The sequence below is a fragment of the Kitasatospora sp. NPDC028055 genome, assembly GCF_040637885.1.
GTDB lineage: Bacteria > Actinomycetota > Actinomycetes > Streptomycetales > Streptomycetaceae > Kitasatospora.
Genome location: NZ_JBEZXE010000005.1, coordinates 35,829 through 53,651, shown reverse-complemented (window position 1 = coordinate 53,651; position 17,823 = coordinate 35,829). Strand labels below are relative to the sequence as shown.

Here is a 17,823-nt window from a genome sequence, read left to right as displayed (position 1 = left end):
GCCGCCGTGTAATGTCCCCGCTGAGAGGTGTCGGGAGGTGCCGTGACGCAGTACGCCGGAGGCGGGGAGGTCCCGCCGCGTCCCGCCGCTCCGCCGGTGCCGCCGGGGAGCGGTGCGGGGGTGTCCACGCCGGGGGCACCGGTGCCACCGCCGCCGGTCGCTCCGGCCCCGGTCGCCGCGCCCGCCACCACGCTTCCCCCGCCGCCCGCCGCTGCACCCGCCGCGGCGCCGGCTCCCGCTCCCGTCGCGCCGCCGCCGGCCGCACCCCGGCCGGCCCCGACCACCCTGGCCGCTCCGGCTCCGGTTCCGGCTCCCGTCGCGGCGCGGGCCCCGGTGCCGAACCCCGTGCCCGCCCCGGCTGCGGCACCGCCGCCCGCGCCCGTCCCGGCCGGCGGCACCGGGCACTTCGTGCTGCCCGCCGGCACGCCCGTCCAGCTCCCCGCCCACCCCTCGCAGCGCCACGCGCCCGCCGGCCCCATCGCCGTCCTGCTGATCGGCCCGGCCGGGGCGGGCAAGACCACCGTCGCCCGGTACTGGGCCGAGCGCCGCGGCACCCCGACCGCGCACATCAGCCTGGACGACGTCCGCGAGTGGGTGCAGTCCGGCTTCGCCAACCCGCAGGCCGGCTGGAACAACGCCTCCGAGGCCCAGTACCGGCTGGCCCGCCGCACCTGCGGCTTCGCCTGCCGCAACTACCTGGCCAACGGCATCTCCTGCATCATCGACGACGCCGTCTTCCCGGACCGCCCGGCGATCGGCCTCGGCGGCTGGAAGCGGCACATCGGCCCGGGCATGATCCCGGTGGTGCTGCTGCCCAGCCTGGACTCGGTGCTGCGCCGCAACGCCCGTCGCGGCGGCACCAGGCGGCTCGGTGACGAGGAGGTCGCGCGCATCCACGGGCGGATGGCCGGCTGGTACAACTCCGGGCTGCCGATCATCGACAACTCGTACCTGGACGTCGCCGGCACGGCCGCCGAGCTGGACCGGGTCATCCTGGCCCGGCTGATGGGCATGCCGGTCCGCTGACCACGGGGTTCGGGCCCGGTCGGGGCGGCTGAGATGATGGACGGGTCCTGCCAGAACCACCCCGGGAGCTGACGCCCGTGCCGGAAGGCCACATCATCCACCGCCTCGCCGGCCAGAACCGCAAGGCCTTCGGCGGCCGCCCGGTGCGGGTCTCCAGCCCGCAGGGCCGCTTCGCCGACGAGGCCAAGGCGCTCGACGGCCAGCTGCTCACCGGCGCGGAGGCCACCGGCAAGCACCTCTTCCTCGGCTTCGAGGAGGGCGGCTGGGTGCACGTCCACCTCGGGCTCTACGGCGGCTTCACCTTCGGCACCGGCCCGGCGCCCGAACCGATCGGGCTGGTGCGGCTGCGGCTGGCCAACGAGGACGGCTACGCCGACCTGCGCGGTCCCAACACCTGCGCGCTGGTCACCGGGGCGGAGAAGGCCGCCGTCGCCGCCCGCCTCGGCCCCGACCCGCTGCGCGCCGACGCCGACCCGGAGGCCGCCTGGCGCCGGATATCGGGCAGCCGCACGACCGTCGCCGCGCTGCTGATGGACCAGAAGGTGCTGGCCGGGGTGGGCAACGTGTACCGCGCCGAGGTGCTGTTCCGCCATCGGATCGCCCCGCACCGGGCCGGTCGCGACCTCACCCGCCGCGAGTGGGACGCGATCTGGGCCGACCTGGTCGCCCTGATGCACCAGGGTGTCGCCGCCGGCCGGATCGACACCGTGCGCCCCGAGCACACCCCCGAGGCGATGGGCCGCCCGCCGCGCGTCGACGACCACGGCGGCGAGGTGTACGTCTACCGCCGCGCCGCGATGCCCTGCCTGGTCTGCGGCACGGAGGTGCGGACGGAGGCGCACGCGGCGCGCAACCTGTTCTGGTGCCCGACCTGCCAGGCGGCCTGAGGAGGATTCAGGCGCCACGGGCCGCCCGACGCCGTAGGCTGGGCCCGGGCTGGTCGGAGGGAGCGGACGGGTGGACGGCTACGAGGTGTCCAACAGCTTGTCGGGCGCGGTGGTGCACGGCAATGTGATCCAGGGCGGGAACGTCACGGTCCAGCTTCGCGACAGCCTCCGGACGCCGCATCAGGTCCGGCCGTCCCGGGACTTCTTCGTCAACCGGGAGCGAGAGCTCGCCACCCTCGTGGCGGCGGTCGGCCGGGTCGAGGAGCGCAGGCCCCGGATCGTGGCGTTCACCGGGCTCGGTGGGGTCGGGAAGACGGAGCTGATCGCCCATTTCGTGTCGCGGCACGGCAGCCTCTTCCCCGGTGGGGACCTCTACGCCGATCTCGCGGCGTACCGCCATCTCGGCGGGGTCGACCTCAGCGAGGTGCTGGCCGGGTTCCTCCGGGAGTTCGGGGTGGCGGACGTCCCCGGCACCCTGCCGGAGCGGGCGGCGCGGTTCCGGACGATCACGGCCGAGCGCCGGGTGCTCGTGTTCCTGGACAACGTCGAGCACGCGGCCGAGGTCAGAGGGCTGCTGCCGGCCGGCGGCCTGGTGGTCGTCGCGGGCCGCCGACGACTGCCGGGGCTGAGACTGGACGGCGCCGAGGTGCTCCAGCTCGATCCGCTCAGTCCGGCGGCCGGTGTGGAACTGGTGCGCTGCTGGCTCGGCCCGGGCCGGGGCACCGACCAGGAGGTCGCCGAGCTGGTCGGATTCTGCGACGGCCTGCCGCTGGCCCTGAACGCGATGGGCTACCAACTGCTGGACGGCGAGCTGGAGATCGATCAGGCCCTGGCCGAACTCTCGGACCCGGCGCACCGGTTGGTGTCGCTGGACAACGAGGAGGGCGGGATCGACAGGATGCTCGACCCGGTTGTCCGGCGGCTGTCCCCGCACGCCAAGGCGCTCTACCACCTGGTGGGCGTCAACCCGGGGCCTTTCGTTTCGGCGGAGTTGGCCGAGGCGGCCGGGATCGACCGGGCGTCGGAAGGCCTGCGTGAGCTGCGTTCCGCGCACCTGCTGGACGATGTCGTCGACGACGGCCCGGGGCGGCGCTTCCGCGCTCACGACCTGGTCCGGCTGCACGCGCGTGGGTGCGCCCGCGAACTGCCCGAGCGCTTCGACCTGCTGGCCCGGACCGTCGGGTACTTCCGTGGCCGGGCCGCCTTGGCGGCCACCCTGGTGCTCGGGGACCGGCTGTGGCTCCAGGAGCGCAGCGGCGAGGGGCTGCCCGGGTTCACCGACAAGAAGAGCGCACTCGGGTGGCTGCGGGCCGAGCGGGCCGATCTGCGGGAGGTCGTTCGGGCGGCGGCGGAGCAGGGTTGGCACGGCGAGGTGTGGCGGCTGTGCGAGTCGCTCTGGGCCCTCTACCACAGCGACAAGAACTACGGGGACTGGATCGAGACCCACCGGCTCGGCGTGGAGTCGGCGCAGTGGGACAACCGCCCGGACGCGGTGATCCGTATGCGCAACCAACTCGCGCGGGCTCATTACGAGTTGAAGGAGTACCCGCTGGCCGTCGAGCAGGTCGCGATGGCGTCGGAGGTCCTGCCGCTCGTCGACGAGCCGCGGCTGAGCGGCGTGTTGTACGAGACCGACGGTCTGCTCTGCCTGGCCGACGGGCGTCCGGAGCGTGCGGTGGAGCGGTTCGTCCTGGCCAGGGAGGCCAACGAGGGCGATCCGCACGGCGAGGTCGTGCAGGACTACAACATCGCCCAGGCCCTGATCGCGGCCGGGCGGGCGGGCGAGGCGATCGGTGTGCTGGACGGGGCGGCGGTGACCGCCGAGCGCACCGAGGACGAGCCGATGCTGATGCGGCTGCCGCTGGTGCGGGCCCGTGCGTACCGCGGCCTGGGGGACCTGGAGGCGGCCGTCCGGTGCGCGGAGGAGTGCGTGCGACGGGCGGCGGAGCTCGGCCAGCTCGCCAAGGAGCGGGAGGCGCACCGACTGCTGCTCTCGCTCGCGGAGGAGCTCGGGGACGCCACGCTCGCGGCGCGCAGCCGGGCTTGGCTGGGAGAGCCGGAGGCGTAGGGCGTGTCTAGGCCGGCCGTGCCGTGAAGGCCACCCGGGTCAGGTGGGTGCCGGTGCGGATGGTGAGGCCGTGGTCGGGCAGCAGGGCCGGCTCGCCGCCGTCGGCGAGCCACAGGACGAGCGCGGAACCCAACAGGAGCGGGTCCAGGAGCGGCTCGGTGATGCCCCAGGCTTCCTCGGCCTGTGCCTCCAGGAGCAGGCCGTCGGGCAGCCGGACCAGATGGCGGGCCTCACCGAGGGCGGCCACCAGCACGGCGGCGCCCGGCCAGTCGGCCGAGGCCTCGGCGAGCCAGTGCTCGGCGGGCCGTTCGGCCCGGATCGTGGTGCGGGCCAGGACCTCCGCCGTGAACTTCAGTTCTCGGACGGGTTCCTCGGTGCTCGCGACGTGGAAGCCACGGGGGCGGTGGCGCTCGGGGACGACGATCGGGAACCGGCGGAGGCTGACCTCGCTGCCCCGGCATTCGCCCTCGACGTCGTAGGCCGTCGGCGACTCGGCGGGTAGCGGGACGGGCGCCGGGTAGGGCGGCAGGTCCGGGGCCTTGGCCGGCCGGTCGACGGCCGGCAGGAAGTCGTGCAGCAGGGTGGCCAGGAGCTCGCCGGAACGACCGCGTCGGCCGAGCGAGCGGTCGGTGATCGACTGCAGTGAGGCCGGATCGTGCTTCGCCATGGCCTGTTCGATCTGGGCCAGCAGGTCGCTGTGCGGATCGAGCGCGGGCGCGGCCTGGCCGAAGGCGTAGGTGGGGGACCGCGGGTCGAGTTCGGCGGCGCCGGTGGTGACGAGCAGGGTCGGGTGCCGCAGGGCCGCACCGTAGAAGGAGACCGAGCCGTGGTCGCCGATCAGGCAGTCGGCGGCGACGACGGTGGCCTGCCAGCCCTGGTGCGGTGGGATGAGCCGCAGGCCGGAGCGGGTGGCGGCGGCGAGGATCGCCTCCGGGTCGTGCTTGGCCCAGATGTTGGGGTGCAGGATCACCGCCACGGTGTACTCGTCGGCCGGGAGCTGGGCGATGAGCGAGGACGGGAGGTCGAGGGCGTGGGCGAATAACGAGTGTTCGCTCCAGGTGGAGTTGACCACGACCAGGCGCCGTCCGTCGACGGCGCCGAGCGCTGCGCGGTAGCGGTCCCGGGAGTCCGCGCTGTGCTGCATCCGGTCGTGGCAGAGGTCGCCGACCTCCCGGGCGCGGGGGAGGGCCTCGGGACACCAGTCCGCCAGCCGGCCGAACTGTTCGGAGTGGGTGAGGCCGACGACGCTGGGGAACACCCGCCGCCGGTAGGTGAGTTCCCGCCGGGACAGGCCGGCGGCGCTGACCGGGTCGCCGGTGGACTCGGTGACCAGCCGGTTGTACCCGGCGCCGTGCGGGAGGACGACGAGCGGCGCGTGCAGCCGGTGCATGGAGGCGTGGACGGCGCAGGCGACGGCAAGGTCGAACTCGTAGCGGACGGCCTCCTCCCAGGGCAGCACGGTGATGTTGCCGGGCAGGGTGCGGAGGTAGTCGTCGAGTCCGGTGGCGAACTCCGAGCCGGGGTTGACGGTGATGTAGAACCTGATGCCGTCCTGACCACGCAGCAGCATGAGCACGTCGAGAACCCGGGTGGCCGAGGTGAGCGTGCGGGCGACGGCGAGGACGCGCGCCGTGACCGGTCGGGAATCCCAGCGCGAGTCGTCGGGCCAAGGCCGAGGCCGGAGGCGAATCAGCACACGAAGATCGTACTCATCCCCCCGCGCCCCCGGCGTGGTTTGCCGAGTGTCGGTCAGCCCGCCGCAGCGGCGGGCTCCTCGTGATCGGCGGCGGCGCATTCGTCGAGCAGGGGGCGCATGGCGTCGTCCACGAGCCGGTAGCGCACCACGCGTCCGTCCTTGTCTCCGGTGACCACTCCCGCCGTGCGGAGCAGCCGCAGGGCCTGGGAGACGGCCGGGTCGCGCATGCCGGTGGCGACCGCCAGGTCGCTGACGGCGAGCGGGCCGGCCCGGTGGAGGGCGAGCAGCAGGGCGAGCCGTCCGGGGTCGGCGAGCAGGGAGAACCGCTCGGCCCAGGACCGGACGTGCTCGGTGTCACCGATGGCGGCGATGGCTTCGCAGACCCGGTGTCCGTCGATGGTGCGGTGGCCCGCGCGGTCGGCCGGTACGAGATGCATGCGGACATTCTGGCAGCTCACGACCTGTGATCCTGGACACCTGCACAGGTGCGCAACCTTGCGAGGGTGCGGTCCTGCCCCTACGGTGTTCCCCGCCGTGGTGCTCGGGAATACCGGTGACGGACCTTCGACAGGTCCTGCTCCGGAGCGGCCCTCGCCACTGTGATCGGGGGAGAGAAGTCCGGACCCACATGCCACTGGGCGCTTCGTGCGCCTGGGAAGGCGGGTCCGGGAGCCCCGTAAGCCAGGAGACCGGCCACGGCATCTCACGAAGTCATTCCACGAGGTGCTGGAGCGTGATCCGAAGATGACCCTGCCCGAAACCGCCGCGCCCGCCGAGGCGGACCCCGCCCCCTCCGTACTGCCCACCTTCCGGTGGAAGCGCGAGGACACCGTCCGTACCGCCGGGCTGATGGGGGTGATCCTGGCCATGCACGTGGTGGCCTTCGGGACCCTCATCTTCCTGGTCGCGCCGCACAACTACGCCGTCGGCACCCAGGTCTTCGGGGTGGGCCTGGGCATCACCGCCTACACCCTCGGCATGCGGCACGCCTTCGACGCCGACCACATCGCGGTGATCGACAACACCACCCGCAAGCTGATGGCGGACGGCAAGCGGCCGGTCTCGGTCGGGTTCTGGTTCGCCCTCGGGCACTCCTCGATGGTGGTCATCATGGCCGCCCTGGTGGCGGGCGGCGCCCAGCTGGCGAACACCCTGATGGACGACGACTCGGCCACCCACAAGTGGCTCGGGGTGGTCGGCACCACGGCCTCCGGTGCCTTCCTCTACCTGATCGGCGCGCTCAACCTGGCGGCGCTGCTCGGCATCCTCAAGGTGTTCCGCTCGATGCGGGCCGGGCAGTTCGACGAGTCGGAGCTGGAGGCGCACCTCGACTCGCGCGGCTTCATGGCCCGGATCCTGAACCGGGCGACCCGCTCGATCACCCGGCCCGGGCAGATGTTCCCGGTCGGCATGGTGCTGGGCCTGGGCTTCGACACCGCGACCGAGGTCACCCTGATGGTGATGGCCGGTTCGGGCGCGGCGGCCGGGCTGCCCTGGTACGCGATCGTCTGCCTGCCGCTGCTGTTCGCGGCCGGGATGAGCCTGTTCGACACCCTGGACGGGACGTTCATGAACTTCGCGTACCAGTGGGCCTTCTCCAACCCGGTGCGCAAGGTGTACTACAACCTGACCATCACCGGGCTGTCGATCGCGGTGGCCTTCATCATCGGCACCATCGAACTGGTCGGCGTGCTGCACGAGAAGCTCGACCTGACCGACCCGGTGACCGGGTTCATCGCGGACATCTCGCTGGACAACGTCGGCTACGCGATCGCCGGGCTGTTCGTGGTGGTGTGGGCGATCGCCATCGGGTACTGGAAGCTGGCGGGCGTCGAGAAGCGCTGGACTCCCGCGCAGCAGCAGCAGTAGCGGTCGGGGTCACGCCGCCGCGAGCAGCAGCGTGCCCGCCACGGCGAGCCCGGCGCCGACCACCTGGACCGGGCGCAGCCGCTCCTTCAACACCCCGCGCGCCAGCAGCGCGGTGACCACCGGGTAGAGCGAGGCCAGCACGGCGGCCACCGCCGCCGAGCCGCCGTGCGAGGCCGACGCGTAGGCGGCGTTGCCGGCCACGTCGAGCAGCCCCACGGCGGTGAGCAGCGGCAGCCGGGCGCGCAGCCCGGGCAGCAGTCCGCCGTCGGCGGCGCCACGCAGCGAGTACACGCCACGCAGCGAGTACAGCAGCGCGGCGCCGCCGACCGCGATGTTGACCAGCCGCTGGACGCACAGCACCAGCAGCAGCCCGCCGCCGGCCGAGGCCTGGGCGAGCAGGGACATGTTGGCGCCGAAGCCGAAGGCGGCGGCCAGGGTGAGCAGCAGGGCGGTACGGGCGGCGGCCGGTCCGCCGCGTTCGGGCCCGCCGGCCAGCACCACGCCGGCCACCGCCACCGCGATCCCGGCCAGCTGTGCCGGGCCGGGCCGCTCGCCGAGCGCGAGCCCGAGGCCGACCGGGACGGCGACGCCCACGGTGGCCAGCGGGGAGACCACGCCCATCGGGCCGAGGGCGAGCGCCCGGTAGAAGGCGAGCATCGCGAACGGGCCGATCACCCCGGCGGCGACGGCGTACCAGAGGGCCGGAGAGGCGTCGGCCCAGCCGCCGGTGGCCAGCACCGCGAGCAGCAGTACGGCGGCGGCCGTGGCCTGGGAGACGACCACGACGGCGAGTGCGGGCAGTCGGCGGGTGAGGATGCCGCCGCCGAAGTCGCCGAGGCCGGTGAGCAGGCTGGCGGCGAGGGCGAGCAGGGCGGTCACCGCAGCGCCCCGGGGCTCACGGCGTGCGGGGTCACGGCGTGCGGGGTCGAGCCCCGGGGGGCCGGGGCGCGGGGGATCGAGGACAGCACAATGCACTCCGAAGTACAGTCGGATGGACTTGTTGCCGGAACGGCAGCGTAGTGCAAAAAACTGAACTCGGCCGAACACTATTCTGTACTTCTCGTACGGTGAGACACCGGAGGACTGCCCGCGTGCCGGACCCCGACCTGGTCTCCAGGGCCCTCGCCCGGAACCTCAAGCGGCTGCGCACCGAGCGCGGCCACACCCTGGACGCCCTCGCCGCCCGGTCCGGGGTGAGCCGGGGCATGATCGTCCAGATCGAGCAGGGCCGCACCAATCCGAGCGTGGCCACCGTGGTCCGGCTCGGCGACGCGCTCGGCGTCTCGATCGCCACCCTGCTCGACTACGAGGAGGGCCCGGACGTCCGTATCGTGCCCGGCGACCAGGCCGTCCCGCTCTGGAACGGGCCGGCCGGCGGGACCGGCACCCTGCTGCACGGGATCGAGGCGCCCGGGCCGCTCGAGCTGTGGGAGTGGCGGATGGCGCCCGGTGAGGAGTACTCCTCCGAGCCGCACCCGGCCGGGACGGTGGAGATCCTCCGGGTCGTCGAGGGCGAGCTGACCCTGGTGCACGGCGAGCGCGAGCACACCGTGCCGGTCGGGAGCACGGTCTCCTTCGACGCCTCCTTCGCGCACGTCTACCGCAACGCGGGGGAGCGGGAGCTGCGGCTGACCATGGTGGTGTCCGTGCCGCCGCCGCGCTGAGTCCGTCCCCGTACGTCGCGCCGTCCCCGTACGTCGCGAACGGCGCCTCCCCGAGCCGGGGGAGGCGCCGTTCGCGTTCCGTCGTCAGTGCCGGTCGCCGTAGCGGCGGCGGAACTGCTCGACCCGGCCGGCGGTGTCGAGCACCCGGGACTGGCCGGTGTAGAAGGGGTGGCTCGCCGAGGAGATCTCGACGTCGATCACCGGGTAGGTCTTGCCGTCCTCCCACTCGACGGTGCGGTCGCTGGTGGCCGTCGAGCGGGTGAGGAAGGCGAGGCCGCCGACCTTGTCGCGGAAGACGACCGGGCGGTAGGCGGGGTGGATTCCGGGCTGCATGGTGGGGCTCCTCCGAGGGGGTTCGTGCGGTCAGCGCTCTTCGCGGAAGTCGACGTGCCGGCCCACGACCGGGTCGTACTTGCGCAGGACCATCCGGTCCGGGTCGTTCCGCCGGTTCTTGCGGGTCACGTAGGTGTAGCCGGTGCCGGCGGTGGAGCGGAGCTTGATCACGGGGCGCAGTTCGTTGCGGGCCATCGGGCGTCCTCCTGGGGTCGCGGGCTCGTGGGCTTCGGGTCCCGGGGTCTCGTGGTGCGGGGTCCGCGGGGCTGGATCGGAACCGTACACCGAAATGGAAGTCATTTTCATCTGGTGTAACGTGACCTCCGTCCTGCCCATTCCCGGACGACAGGGAGCACCCATGTCCGCCCACTGCCAGCTCACCGGTCGCCGGCCCGGCTTCGGCAACGCGATCTCGCACTCGCACCGCCGCACCCCGCGCCGCTTCGACCCCAACATCCAGCGCAAGCGCTACTGGCTGCCCAGCGAGGGCCGGTACGTCCGGCTGGTGCTGAGCGCCAAGGGGATCAAGACCGTCGACACGATCGGCGTCGAGGCCGCCGTCGCCCGCATCCGCGCCCGGGGGGAGAAGGTCTGATGGCCAAGCAGAGCAAGATCGCCAAGAACGAGCAGCGGCGCGCGATCGTCGCCCGCTACGCCGAGCGCCGGGCCGAGCTCAAGCGGATCATCGCCCACCCCGGCACCGACCCCGCCGAGCGCGCCGCCGCCCAGGCCGAGCTCGCCCGCCAGCCCCGCGACGCGAGCGCCACCAGGGTCCGCAACCGCGACGCCGTCGACGGCCGGCCGCGCGGCTACCTGCGCGCCTTCGGCCTCTCCCGGGTCAACCTGCGCGTCCACGCCCACGCCGGGCACCTGCCGGGCGTGCGAAAGGCGAGCTGGTGACCGGCATGGACGGCATGGACGGCACCCGCCTCCCGGTGGTGGTGGTCGCCGGACTGCACTCGGACGAACGCAGCGCCGTCGTCCAGGAGTTGGCGGCCGCCGCGGTGGACGCCGTGGTGCTGCGGCACGACCTGCGGGACGCCTCGCTCGGCCTGGTCCACCGCGAACTGCGCGACGCCGACGGGGCGTTCGACACCGGCTCGACCCCGCTGGTGAACGACTGCCCGTGCTGCGCCCTGCGCGAGGACCTGCTGCCCCGGTTGCTGGCCCTCGCCGAGGGCGGCCGGCACGGGCTCGCGGTGGTGGAACTCTGGGGCGGCAGCGACCCGCACCCCGCCGTTGAGCTGCTCGCCGGGGGCGAGGCGGACGGCCGCCCGCTGGCGGAGGCGGTCGAACTCGCGGGCGTGGTCACCGCCGTCGACCCGGACCGGCTGATCGGTGACCTGTCCGTCTCCGACGAGCTGGTGGAGCACGGGCTGCACACCGCCGCCCAGGACGAACGCACCCGCGCCGAGGCGCTCGCCCACCAGATCGAGTACGCCACCACGCTCGCCGTGCCGCGCGCCACCGCGCACGGGCCGGGGCTGGCCCTGCTGCGCCAGCTCCACCCGACCGCCCGGGTGGTCCGGCTCGGCACCGGCGCGCTTACCCGGGCCGCCCTCGGCGGCTTCGACGTGGCCGCCGCGCGCGACCGCGTCAACCCGGCGATCGCGCTGCTCCCCCAGGAGAGCGACGAGGCCGGGGTGAGCACCCTGGTCTGGGAGCGCCGCCGCCCGCTGCACCCGGAACGGCTGCACGGGGCCCTCGAACTGCTCGTCCCGGCCGCCCAGCGCAGCCGCGGCCGGTTCTGGCTCGCCAACCGGCCCGACCTGATGCTCGCCTGGGACGCGGCCGGGGCCAATCTCGCGGTCGAGGAGTGCGGGCCCTGGCTGACCGCCCTGCCCGACGCCGCCTGGGACCTCTACCCGCCGGCCCGCCGCGCCGCGGCCGCCCTCGACTGGCACCCGCTGCACGGGGACCGGGTGCAGCAGCTCAGCTTCACCGCGGAGGGGCTGGACGTGGACGGCATCACCGAACTGCTCGACTCCTGCCTGCTCACCGACGCCGAACTCGCCGCCGGCGAACCCGGCTGGAAGGCCCTCCCGGACGGCTTCCGGGACCTCCTCGACCCCGTCCACCTCTGACCGACCCCGTCCACCTCTGACCGATCCGGTCCACCCGGCACCACCCGACAAGGAGCCCCGATGGCAGTCCCCAAGCGCAAGACCTCGCGCAGCAACACCCGGCACCGCCGCGCCCAGTGGAAGGCGACCGGCCCGAAGCTCGTCCCGATCACCCTGAACGGTCGGGAGATGCTCGTCCCGCAGAACCTCGTCGCGGCCTACCGCCGGGGCCTGCTCGACCCGGACGGGAGGTGACGGCGGGCAGGAGGGCGTGAGCAGGGGCGCGCGGGGCGCAGTGGGGTGCCGGCGCATCCCTCGGGGGTGCTCGGCGGGCGGTTCGGGCCGGGGGTTCGTAGGCTCGACGCATGGCGGATGCGTACGCGGGGCGGCGGGAGCGGGTGAGGGAGCACTGCAGTGCGGCCGGGGCCGACGCGGCGCTGATCACCCGGGCGGCGAACGTGCGGTACCTGACGGGCTGCGCGCCCTGCGGGGCGACCCTGTTGCTGACAAGGGACCGGGTGCTGCTGACGCTGCCGGACGACCTGCCGCCGGACGACTCGGGGGAGCACCTGATCGCCGCCGACGTCACCCAGGTGCCGGTGACGGCCGGGGCGGACACCGCCCTGGCGGCCGCCGCCACCGCGGGTCGGCTGGGGGTGCGCGCCCTCGCGGTCGAGGAGCACGACCTGACCGTCACCCGGCACCGGGCGGTCGCGGGCCTGCTGGAGGGCGGCCGGCTGGCGGACCTCGGCCAGGTGGTGGAGCGGCTGCGGGTGGTCAAGGACGAGCACGAGATCGCGGACCTGCGGATCGCCGCCGAGATCGCCGACCAGGCGCTGGGCGAGCTGCTGGAGTCGATCCTGGTGGGCCGGACCGAGCGCCACCTGGCGATGGAGCTGGAGCGCCGGATGATCGACCACGGCGCCGACCGGGCGGCCTTCCCGGTGTCGGTCGGCACCGGCAGCCACTCCGGCCAGCCGGCCCACCAGCCCACCGACCGCCGGGTGGAGGAGGGCGACTTCCTCACCGTGGTGATGGGCGCCCAGTACCGGGGTTACGGCGTCTCGACCGCCCGGACCTTCGTGATCGGCGCCGCTCCCGCACCCTGGCAGGTCGAGCTGCACCGGCTGGTCTTCCGCGCCCAGCGGGCCGGCCGGGAGGCGCTCGGCCCGGGCGTGGAGCAGTGCGTACCCGACCGGGTGGCCCGGCAGGTCCTGGAGGCGGCCGGGTACACCGAGGCCTCCCCGCACCCGGTCGGCCACGGCATCGGGCTGGAGATCCGGGAGGCGCCGCGCCTCGGTCCGTCGGACATGGGTAAACTGGACAGCCGCGTGCCGGTCACCGTCGGTCCGGGAGTCCACCTCCCGGGCAAGGGCGGGGTCCGGATCGAGGACACGCTCGTCGTGCGCCCCCTCGAGGAGGGCGGGCCCGAGCTGCTCACCATCACCACCAAGGAGCTCCTCGCCCTGTGACGGCGGCCCCCGGGCCGACGGCGGCAGGACGCGACCCTTGGTTCCTTGACAGCTATATCCAGGAGTAAGTGCGCCCGTGGCTTCCACGAACGATCTCAAGAACGGCATGGTCCTCAAGCTGGAGGGCGGCAAGCTCTGGTCCGTCGTCGAGTTCCAGCACGTCAAGCCCGGCAAGGGCCCGGCCTTCGTGCGTACGAAGCTCAAGGAGGTCCTGACGGGCAAGGTCGTCGACAAGACCTTCAACGCCGGCACCAAGGTCGAGACGGCCAACGTCGACAAGCGCGGCATGCAGTTCTCGTACAAGGACGGCGAGAACTTCGTGTTCATGGACATGGACACCTACGACCAGCTCACCATCGAGCCGGCCATCGTCGGTGACGCCGCCAACTACCTGCTGGAGGGCTTCGAGGCCCTCGTCGCGACCAACGAGGGCGCGGTGCTCTACATCGAGCTCCCGACCTCCGTCGAGCTCGAGATCGCCCACACCGAGCCGGGCGTCCAGGGCGACCGCTCCACCGGTGGCACCAAGCCGGCCACCCTGGAGACCGGTGCCGAGATCCAGGTCCCGCTCTTCGTCGTCACCGGCGAGAAGGTCAAGGTCGACACCCGCGACGGCAGCTACCTCGGCCGGGTGAAGTAAGTCCGTGTCGGCCGCACGTAGCAAGGCCCGCACCCGGGCCTTCCAGATCCTCTTCGAGGCCGACCACCGCGGGGTCGACCCGCAGCAGGTCCTCGCCGACTGGGTGGCGCGCGCCCGCGAGCCCAAGCCCGACGAGGGCACCCCGCAGGTGGGCGAGTACACCATGGAGCTGATCGAGGGGTACGTCCAGCACGCGCGTCGCATCGACGACCTGATCGAGCAGTACGCGGTGGGCTGGACCCTCGACCGGATGCCGATCGTGGACCGCAACGTCCTGCGGCTCGGCGCCTACGAGCTGATCTGGGAGGACGGCGTCCCGGACGCGGTCGTCCTGGACGAGTCCGTGGAGATCGCCAAGGAGTTCTCCACGGACGACTCCCCGGCCTTCGTCAACGGCATGCTCGCCCGCTTCCTGGAGCTGAAGCCGAGCATCCGCCGCTAGTCGGTGCAGTTCGCAGACGGCCGCAGGCCCCCGGATTTCCGGGGCCTGCGGCCGTTCCGCGTTTCGGCCGGTGGGCGTAGGGTGGACCCTACTCGTCAGTAACTTCGCCGACGGCGCCGTCGGTGACCCGAAGGGCAGGCCACAGCCATGACCACCGCGACCCGCAGCGAGTTCGACCGGGGCATCGCCCTCACCAGACATCCCGAGGAGGCCGGCCGCTACGAGGCCGAGCTCGGCGCCGGCTGGCAGATCGGCGGCGGGGTCAACGGCGGGCTGCTGCTCGCGGTGGCCGGACACGCGCTGTCGCTGGAGCACGGGCAGCACCCCGACCCGGTGTCGATCAGCGGTTACTACCTGTCCGCCTCCACCCCCGGCCCGGCCACCGTCCGCACCGAGGTGCTGCGCACCGGCCGCGGGCTGTCCACCGGCACCGCCTCGCTCAGCCAGGACGGCGTCGAACGCCTGCGCGTGGTGGCCAGCCACGGCGACCTCTCGACCGCCGACGGGGAGGTGCGCACCACCGCGACCCCGCCGCAGCTGCCGCCGCCGGACCAGTGCATCGGCGTCGAGCACGCGCCCAAGCAGCTGATCGAGCAGGCCGCCCTGCTGGAGCGCTTCGACCTGCGGCTCGACCCGGCCACCGTCGGCTGGGCGCTCGGCCAGCCCTCCGGCAACGGCCGGATCCAGGGCTGGTTCCGGCTCGCCGACGGCCGCGACCCCGACCCGCTGCTGCTCCTGCTGGTCGCCGACGCGCTCCCGCCGGTCACCTTCGACCTCGGCCTGCCGGGCTGGGCCCCGACCGTCGAGCTGACCGTCCACCTGCGGGCCAGGCCCGCCCCGGGCTGGCTGCGGGTCGTCCACTCCACCCGCAACGTGGCCGGCGGCTACTTCGAGGAGGACGCCGAGGTCTGGGACGAGTCCGGACGCCTGGTCGCCCAGTCCCGCCAGCTGGCCCGGGTGCCGCGCTGAGGCCGTGACGACCCCTATTACCGGTGGTTACATTTCCGTGACACGCCGTACGTGTGTGGCGCGCGGAACTGGGGAGTAACACGGTCAGCGGCGAGCCCCGCCGCTGACCGTCACCGCTCGACGGCCCCCAGCAGATGTCAGGAGCCACCGATGACCAGCCGCAAGGGCCGCGCCCGCCGCAACTCCGACTGCACCGCCGGCCTGCGCCCCGCGCTGCGGGCGCCGCACCGGCCGCGGCAGGTCGAGGGGGCCGAGCAGGCGTTCGTCCTCGGCGTGCTCACCAGTGCCGCGGACTTCGCGCGGGCCCGGGCCTGGGGCGTGTGCGACGCCCCCGACTACGAGCGCTACCTGGCCGACACCGCCGAGCTGCTGGCCGACGCGCTGGAGCGGTTCGAGACCGTCCGGGCCCGGATGTTCCACCCGCAGGACTTCGAGGAGTTCTGCCTGCTGCACGGCCTGGACCCGGCCGAGCCCGCCGCCCGCGACCGCTACCTGGTCAACCCGCCGTTGCAGACCCAGCTGCTGCCCTACCAGGGCGAGGAGCTGGCCGGGGACTTCGTGCCGCGACTGGTCCGGGCCCGGGAGAACGGGCTGACGCTCTGCCACGCCGACCTGCTGCTCGACGGCGGGCTGTACGGGGGCGCGGGGGAGGCCGACGAGGAGCACGCGCGCTGGGTGCGGGCCGCCTACCAGCGCGGCGGCGAGGTGTTCCGCCGGATGCTGGTGGGCGCGGGCGCCGGGGTGTACGAGCTGCGCCTGCGGGTGGACGCGCCGGGCGGGCGGCTGGCCGCGGCGGCCCGGGTCCTGCAGTGGGAGGACGGCGTGGTGCGGATCAACGACGAGGACCTGGACCTGGTCTGCGCGGTGCTGTGCGCCGGGCTGGCGCTGGAGCTGCCGGGCGTCGCGGTGCTGCACGGTTCGCAGGGTACGGCGGCCTCCGGGGCCCGCGGTGCGGGCGCCGACGGATCCCGCGGCGGGGCTGCTGACGACTGCTTCCTGCCGGTCGCCTGGGCCTGGTCGAGCAGCGGCCCGGACTGGGCGCCGGCCGCCCGCCCGGTGCGGCTGGACGGCGTGGCGGCGCAGCCGGGCTACAGCCTGGGCACGGTCTGCTGAGCCGGTGACCGCCCGGCAGACCGCGGCGCGGCCCCCGGAAGGACCAGGGACCGCGCCGTGACGTTTCTGCTGGCTGTAGCCGGCCGAGGCCCGCCTTCCGGCGGAGCCGCTGTGGCGAGCGTCAGCTCGCGTCCTCCTCGCGCACCGCGCGGCGCGCGTCGGGGTTGAGCACGCCCCAGGAGATCAGCTGCTCGGTGAGGATCGACGGCGACTGGTCGTAGATGACGGCCAGCGTGCGCAGGTCGTCCTGGCGGATCGAGAGGACCTTGCCGTTGTAGTCGCCGCGCTGGCTCTGGATGGTCGCCGCATAGCGCTGCAGCGGACCGGCCTTCTCGGACGGGACTTGGGTCAGTCTCTCCAGGTCGAGGACCAGGCGCGGCGGCGGCTCGGCCGCGCCGCCGGGGGTGCCTCCGGGCAGCAGCTCCTGCACCGGCACGCCGTAGAACTCGGCGAGCTCGGCCAGCCGCTGCACGGTGACCGCACGGTCGCCGCGCTCGTACGAGCCGACGACGACTGCCTTCCAGCGCCCCTGGGACTTCTCCTCGACACCGTGCAGGGAGAGCCCCTGCTGAGTGCGGATCGCTCGGAGCTTGCCTCCGAGCTGCTTCGCGTAGTCGCTGGACATTGATCTCCCCGGACGAGATTGCTTCGCGTTCAGTGGTGGGTCACGGGCGTTGCCGGCGTCGTTACCGGTGGGTTCGACGCCTGTCTCGTAACTCACTGTGAGGTTACGTAGAGTAAGGTAGTTGCGTCAAGCCGAATGGGGCAGTCGTGCGAATGGCCCGCATCATCGGCGCATCCGGTGCGTGAACCCGGAGAAGCGGAATGATGGAGGTCCGTTTGCCGTGCGGCGCGCTGATAGGATGACCCGAAGCCCACGCCCGGTCGGCGGGGGCGCAATCCCAGACATCCTTTAAGGCCCGTCCAGTGAGGCGGGGAAGGAGGTCCGCTTCGGCATGACCACACACCAGGAACAGACGCCGCGACCGCCGCACCAGGTGCTGGACGGCACGGACATCGCCCGGGTCGTCACCCGGATAGCGCACGAGATCGTCGAGCGCGCCAAGGGCGCGGAGGACGTCGTGCTGCTCGGCATCCACACCAGGGGCGTCCACCTCGCCCGCCGCCTGCACGGCCGGCTGGCCCAGATCACCGGGCGCGAGATCCCGCTGGGCACCCTGGACATCACCATGTACCGGGACGACCTGCGGTTGAAGCCCGCCCGCGCCCTGGAGCACACCGAGATCCCGCCCGGCGGCATCGACGGCAAGCTGGTCATCCTCGTCGACGACGTGCTGTTCTCCGGCCGCACCATCCGCGCCGCGCTCGACGCGCTGAACGACATCGGCCGCCCGCGCGCCGTGCAGCTCGCCGTCCTGGTCGACCGCGGCCACCGCGAGCTGCCGATCCGGGCCGACTACGTGGGCAAGAACCTCCCCACCTCGCTGCGCGAGGCCGTGCAGGTCCGCCTGGCCGACACCGACGGCGTGGACGCCGTCCTGGTCGGCGACCGCGACCACGCCGCCCGCAGCACGCAGGCCCTGGCCTCCCAGCCCACCGAACCGCACCTCCCGGAGTAGC

At 73.5% G+C, this 17,823-nt stretch carries 21 protein-coding genes and 1 riboswitch; of the genes, 15 read left to right on the top strand and 6 right to left on the bottom strand.

Annotation, left to right across the window (positions count from 1 at the left end):
• The first annotated feature begins 141 nt into the window (after nt 1-141).
• The 3 genes from AB0F71_RS08805 to AB0F71_RS08795 all read left to right on the top strand — a co-directional run bounded on the left by AB0F71_RS08805 (nt 142) and on the right by AB0F71_RS08795 (nt 3,981).
• Entirely contained in the window at nt 142-1,026 is an 885-nt protein-coding gene (locus tag AB0F71_RS08805; RefSeq protein ID WP_360230365.1) for an AAA family ATPase, read from the top strand.
• Between the two features lie 77 nt (nt 1,027-1,103).
• Nucleotides 1,104-1,913 carry a DNA-formamidopyrimidine glycosylase family protein gene (locus AB0F71_RS08800; protein WP_360230067.1) on the top strand — a complete coding sequence of 270 codons (810 nt, stop codon included), beginning with the start codon at nt 1,104-1,106 and terminating at the stop codon, nt 1,911-1,913.
• Nucleotides 1,914-1,983: 70 nt separating this feature from the next.
• Nucleotides 1,984-3,981, top strand: coding sequence for a tetratricopeptide repeat protein (locus AB0F71_RS08795; protein ID WP_360230065.1), 1,998 nt, complete (start codon nt 1,984-1,986; stop codon nt 3,979-3,981).
• Nucleotides 3,982-3,988: 7 nt separating this feature from the next.
• On the opposite strand, the gene AB0F71_RS08790 is transcribed toward AB0F71_RS08795, so the two are convergent.
• Both AB0F71_RS08790 and AB0F71_RS08785 read right to left on the bottom strand, forming a co-directional pair.
• The gene (locus AB0F71_RS08790) at nt 3,989-5,677 is read right to left on the bottom strand and encodes a hypothetical protein (RefSeq protein ID WP_360230063.1); all 1,689 of its coding nucleotides are present in this window, start codon (nt 5,675-5,677) and stop codon (nt 3,989-3,991) included.
• 53 nt (nt 5,678-5,730) lie between these two features.
• Nucleotides 5,731-6,114, bottom strand: a complete 384-nt coding sequence (locus AB0F71_RS08785; protein WP_360230061.1) for a metalloregulator ArsR/SmtB family transcription factor — start codon at nt 6,112-6,114, stop codon at nt 5,731-5,733.
• Nucleotides 6,115-6,195: 81 nt separating this feature from the next.
• A riboswitch (cobalamin riboswitch) is annotated at nt 6,196-6,390 on the top strand.
• A gap of 31 nt (nt 6,391-6,421) precedes the next feature.
• Here AB0F71_RS08785 and AB0F71_RS08780 point away from each other — a divergent pair.
• On the top strand, nt 6,422-7,546 hold the full coding sequence (locus AB0F71_RS08780) for a HoxN/HupN/NixA family nickel/cobalt transporter (RefSeq protein ID WP_360230059.1): 1,125 nt from the start codon (nt 6,422-6,424) through the stop codon (nt 7,544-7,546).
• Between the two features lie 9 nt (nt 7,547-7,555).
• Here AB0F71_RS08780 and AB0F71_RS08775 read toward each other — a convergent pair whose 3' ends face one another.
• Nucleotides 7,556-8,425: an EamA family transporter gene (locus AB0F71_RS08775; protein ID WP_360230057.1), complete on the bottom strand. Its 870-nt coding sequence runs from the start codon at nt 8,423-8,425 to the stop codon at nt 7,556-7,558.
• Between the two features lie 212 nt (nt 8,426-8,637).
• On the opposite strand from AB0F71_RS08775, the gene AB0F71_RS08770 reads away from it, so the two are divergent.
• Complete coding sequence (locus AB0F71_RS08770; RefSeq protein WP_360230055.1) at nt 8,638-9,210, top strand: XRE family transcriptional regulator; 573 nt, start codon at nt 8,638-8,640, stop codon at nt 9,208-9,210.
• A gap of 84 nt (nt 9,211-9,294) precedes the next feature.
• Here the strand turns inward: AB0F71_RS08770 and AB0F71_RS08765 are convergent, their stop codons facing one another.
• Nucleotides 9,295-9,543 carry a type B 50S ribosomal protein L31 gene (locus AB0F71_RS08765; protein ID WP_360230053.1) on the bottom strand — a complete coding sequence of 83 codons (249 nt, stop codon included), beginning with the start codon at nt 9,541-9,543 and terminating at the stop codon, nt 9,295-9,297.
• Between the two features lie 30 nt (nt 9,544-9,573).
• Nucleotides 9,574-9,738, bottom strand: a complete 165-nt coding sequence (rpmG, locus tag AB0F71_RS08760) for a 50S ribosomal protein L33 (protein WP_221753949.1) — start codon at nt 9,736-9,738, stop codon at nt 9,574-9,576.
• Between the two features lie 163 nt (nt 9,739-9,901).
• On the opposite strand from rpmG, the gene rpmB reads away from it, so the two are divergent.
• From rpmB to AB0F71_RS08715, 9 genes are all read left to right on the top strand, one after another.
• Complete coding sequence (gene rpmB / locus AB0F71_RS08755) at nt 9,902-10,138, top strand: 50S ribosomal protein L28 (protein WP_360230051.1); 237 nt, start codon at nt 9,902-9,904, stop codon at nt 10,136-10,138.
• Nucleotides 10,138-10,443: a 30S ribosomal protein S14 gene (gene rpsN, locus AB0F71_RS08750; protein WP_360230049.1), complete on the top strand. Its 306-nt coding sequence runs from the start codon at nt 10,138-10,140 to the stop codon at nt 10,441-10,443. The genes rpmB and rpsN overlap by 1 nt, the downstream gene beginning before the upstream one ends.
• 5 nt (nt 10,444-10,448) lie before the next feature.
• A complete protein-coding gene (locus AB0F71_RS08745) occupies nt 10,449-11,627 on the top strand; it encodes a GTP-binding protein (RefSeq protein ID WP_360230363.1) in 1,179 nt (392 codons plus the stop codon).
• A 60-nt stretch (nt 11,628-11,687) separates the two neighbouring features.
• Entirely contained in the window at nt 11,688-11,861 is a 174-nt protein-coding gene (gene rpmF / locus AB0F71_RS08740) for a 50S ribosomal protein L32 (protein WP_360230047.1), read from the top strand.
• A 110-nt stretch (nt 11,862-11,971) separates the two neighbouring features.
• Complete coding sequence (locus tag AB0F71_RS08735) at nt 11,972-13,078, top strand: aminopeptidase P family protein (protein ID WP_360230045.1); 1,107 nt, start codon at nt 11,972-11,974, stop codon at nt 13,076-13,078.
• Between the two features lie 76 nt (nt 13,079-13,154).
• The gene (gene efp, locus AB0F71_RS08730) at nt 13,155-13,718 is read left to right on the top strand and encodes an elongation factor P (protein WP_360230043.1); all 564 of its coding nucleotides are present in this window, start codon (nt 13,155-13,157) and stop codon (nt 13,716-13,718) included.
• A gap of 4 nt (nt 13,719-13,722) precedes the next feature.
• Nucleotides 13,723-14,160, top strand: a complete 438-nt coding sequence (gene nusB / locus AB0F71_RS08725; RefSeq protein ID WP_350508646.1) for a transcription antitermination factor NusB — start codon at nt 13,723-13,725, stop codon at nt 14,158-14,160.
• A gap of 147 nt (nt 14,161-14,307) precedes the next feature.
• The gene (locus AB0F71_RS08720) at nt 14,308-15,129 is read left to right on the top strand and encodes a thioesterase family protein (RefSeq protein ID WP_360230041.1); all 822 of its coding nucleotides are present in this window, start codon (nt 14,308-14,310) and stop codon (nt 15,127-15,129) included.
• Nucleotides 15,130-15,279: 150 nt separating this feature from the next.
• Complete coding sequence (locus AB0F71_RS08715) at nt 15,280-16,242, top strand: hypothetical protein (RefSeq protein ID WP_360230039.1); 963 nt, start codon at nt 15,280-15,282, stop codon at nt 16,240-16,242.
• A 121-nt stretch (nt 16,243-16,363) separates the two neighbouring features.
• Here AB0F71_RS08715 and AB0F71_RS08710 read toward each other — a convergent pair whose 3' ends face one another.
• A complete protein-coding gene (locus AB0F71_RS08710) occupies nt 16,364-16,867 on the bottom strand; it encodes a transcriptional regulator (protein ID WP_030056198.1) in 504 nt (167 codons plus the stop codon).
• A gap of 331 nt (nt 16,868-17,198) precedes the next feature.
• On the opposite strand from AB0F71_RS08710, the gene pyrR reads away from it, so the two are divergent.
• Nucleotides 17,199-17,822: a bifunctional pyr operon transcriptional regulator/uracil phosphoribosyltransferase PyrR gene (gene pyrR, locus AB0F71_RS08705; RefSeq protein ID WP_360230037.1), complete on the top strand. Its 624-nt coding sequence runs from the start codon at nt 17,199-17,201 to the stop codon at nt 17,820-17,822.
• Nucleotide 17,823: the final 1 nt, after the last annotated feature.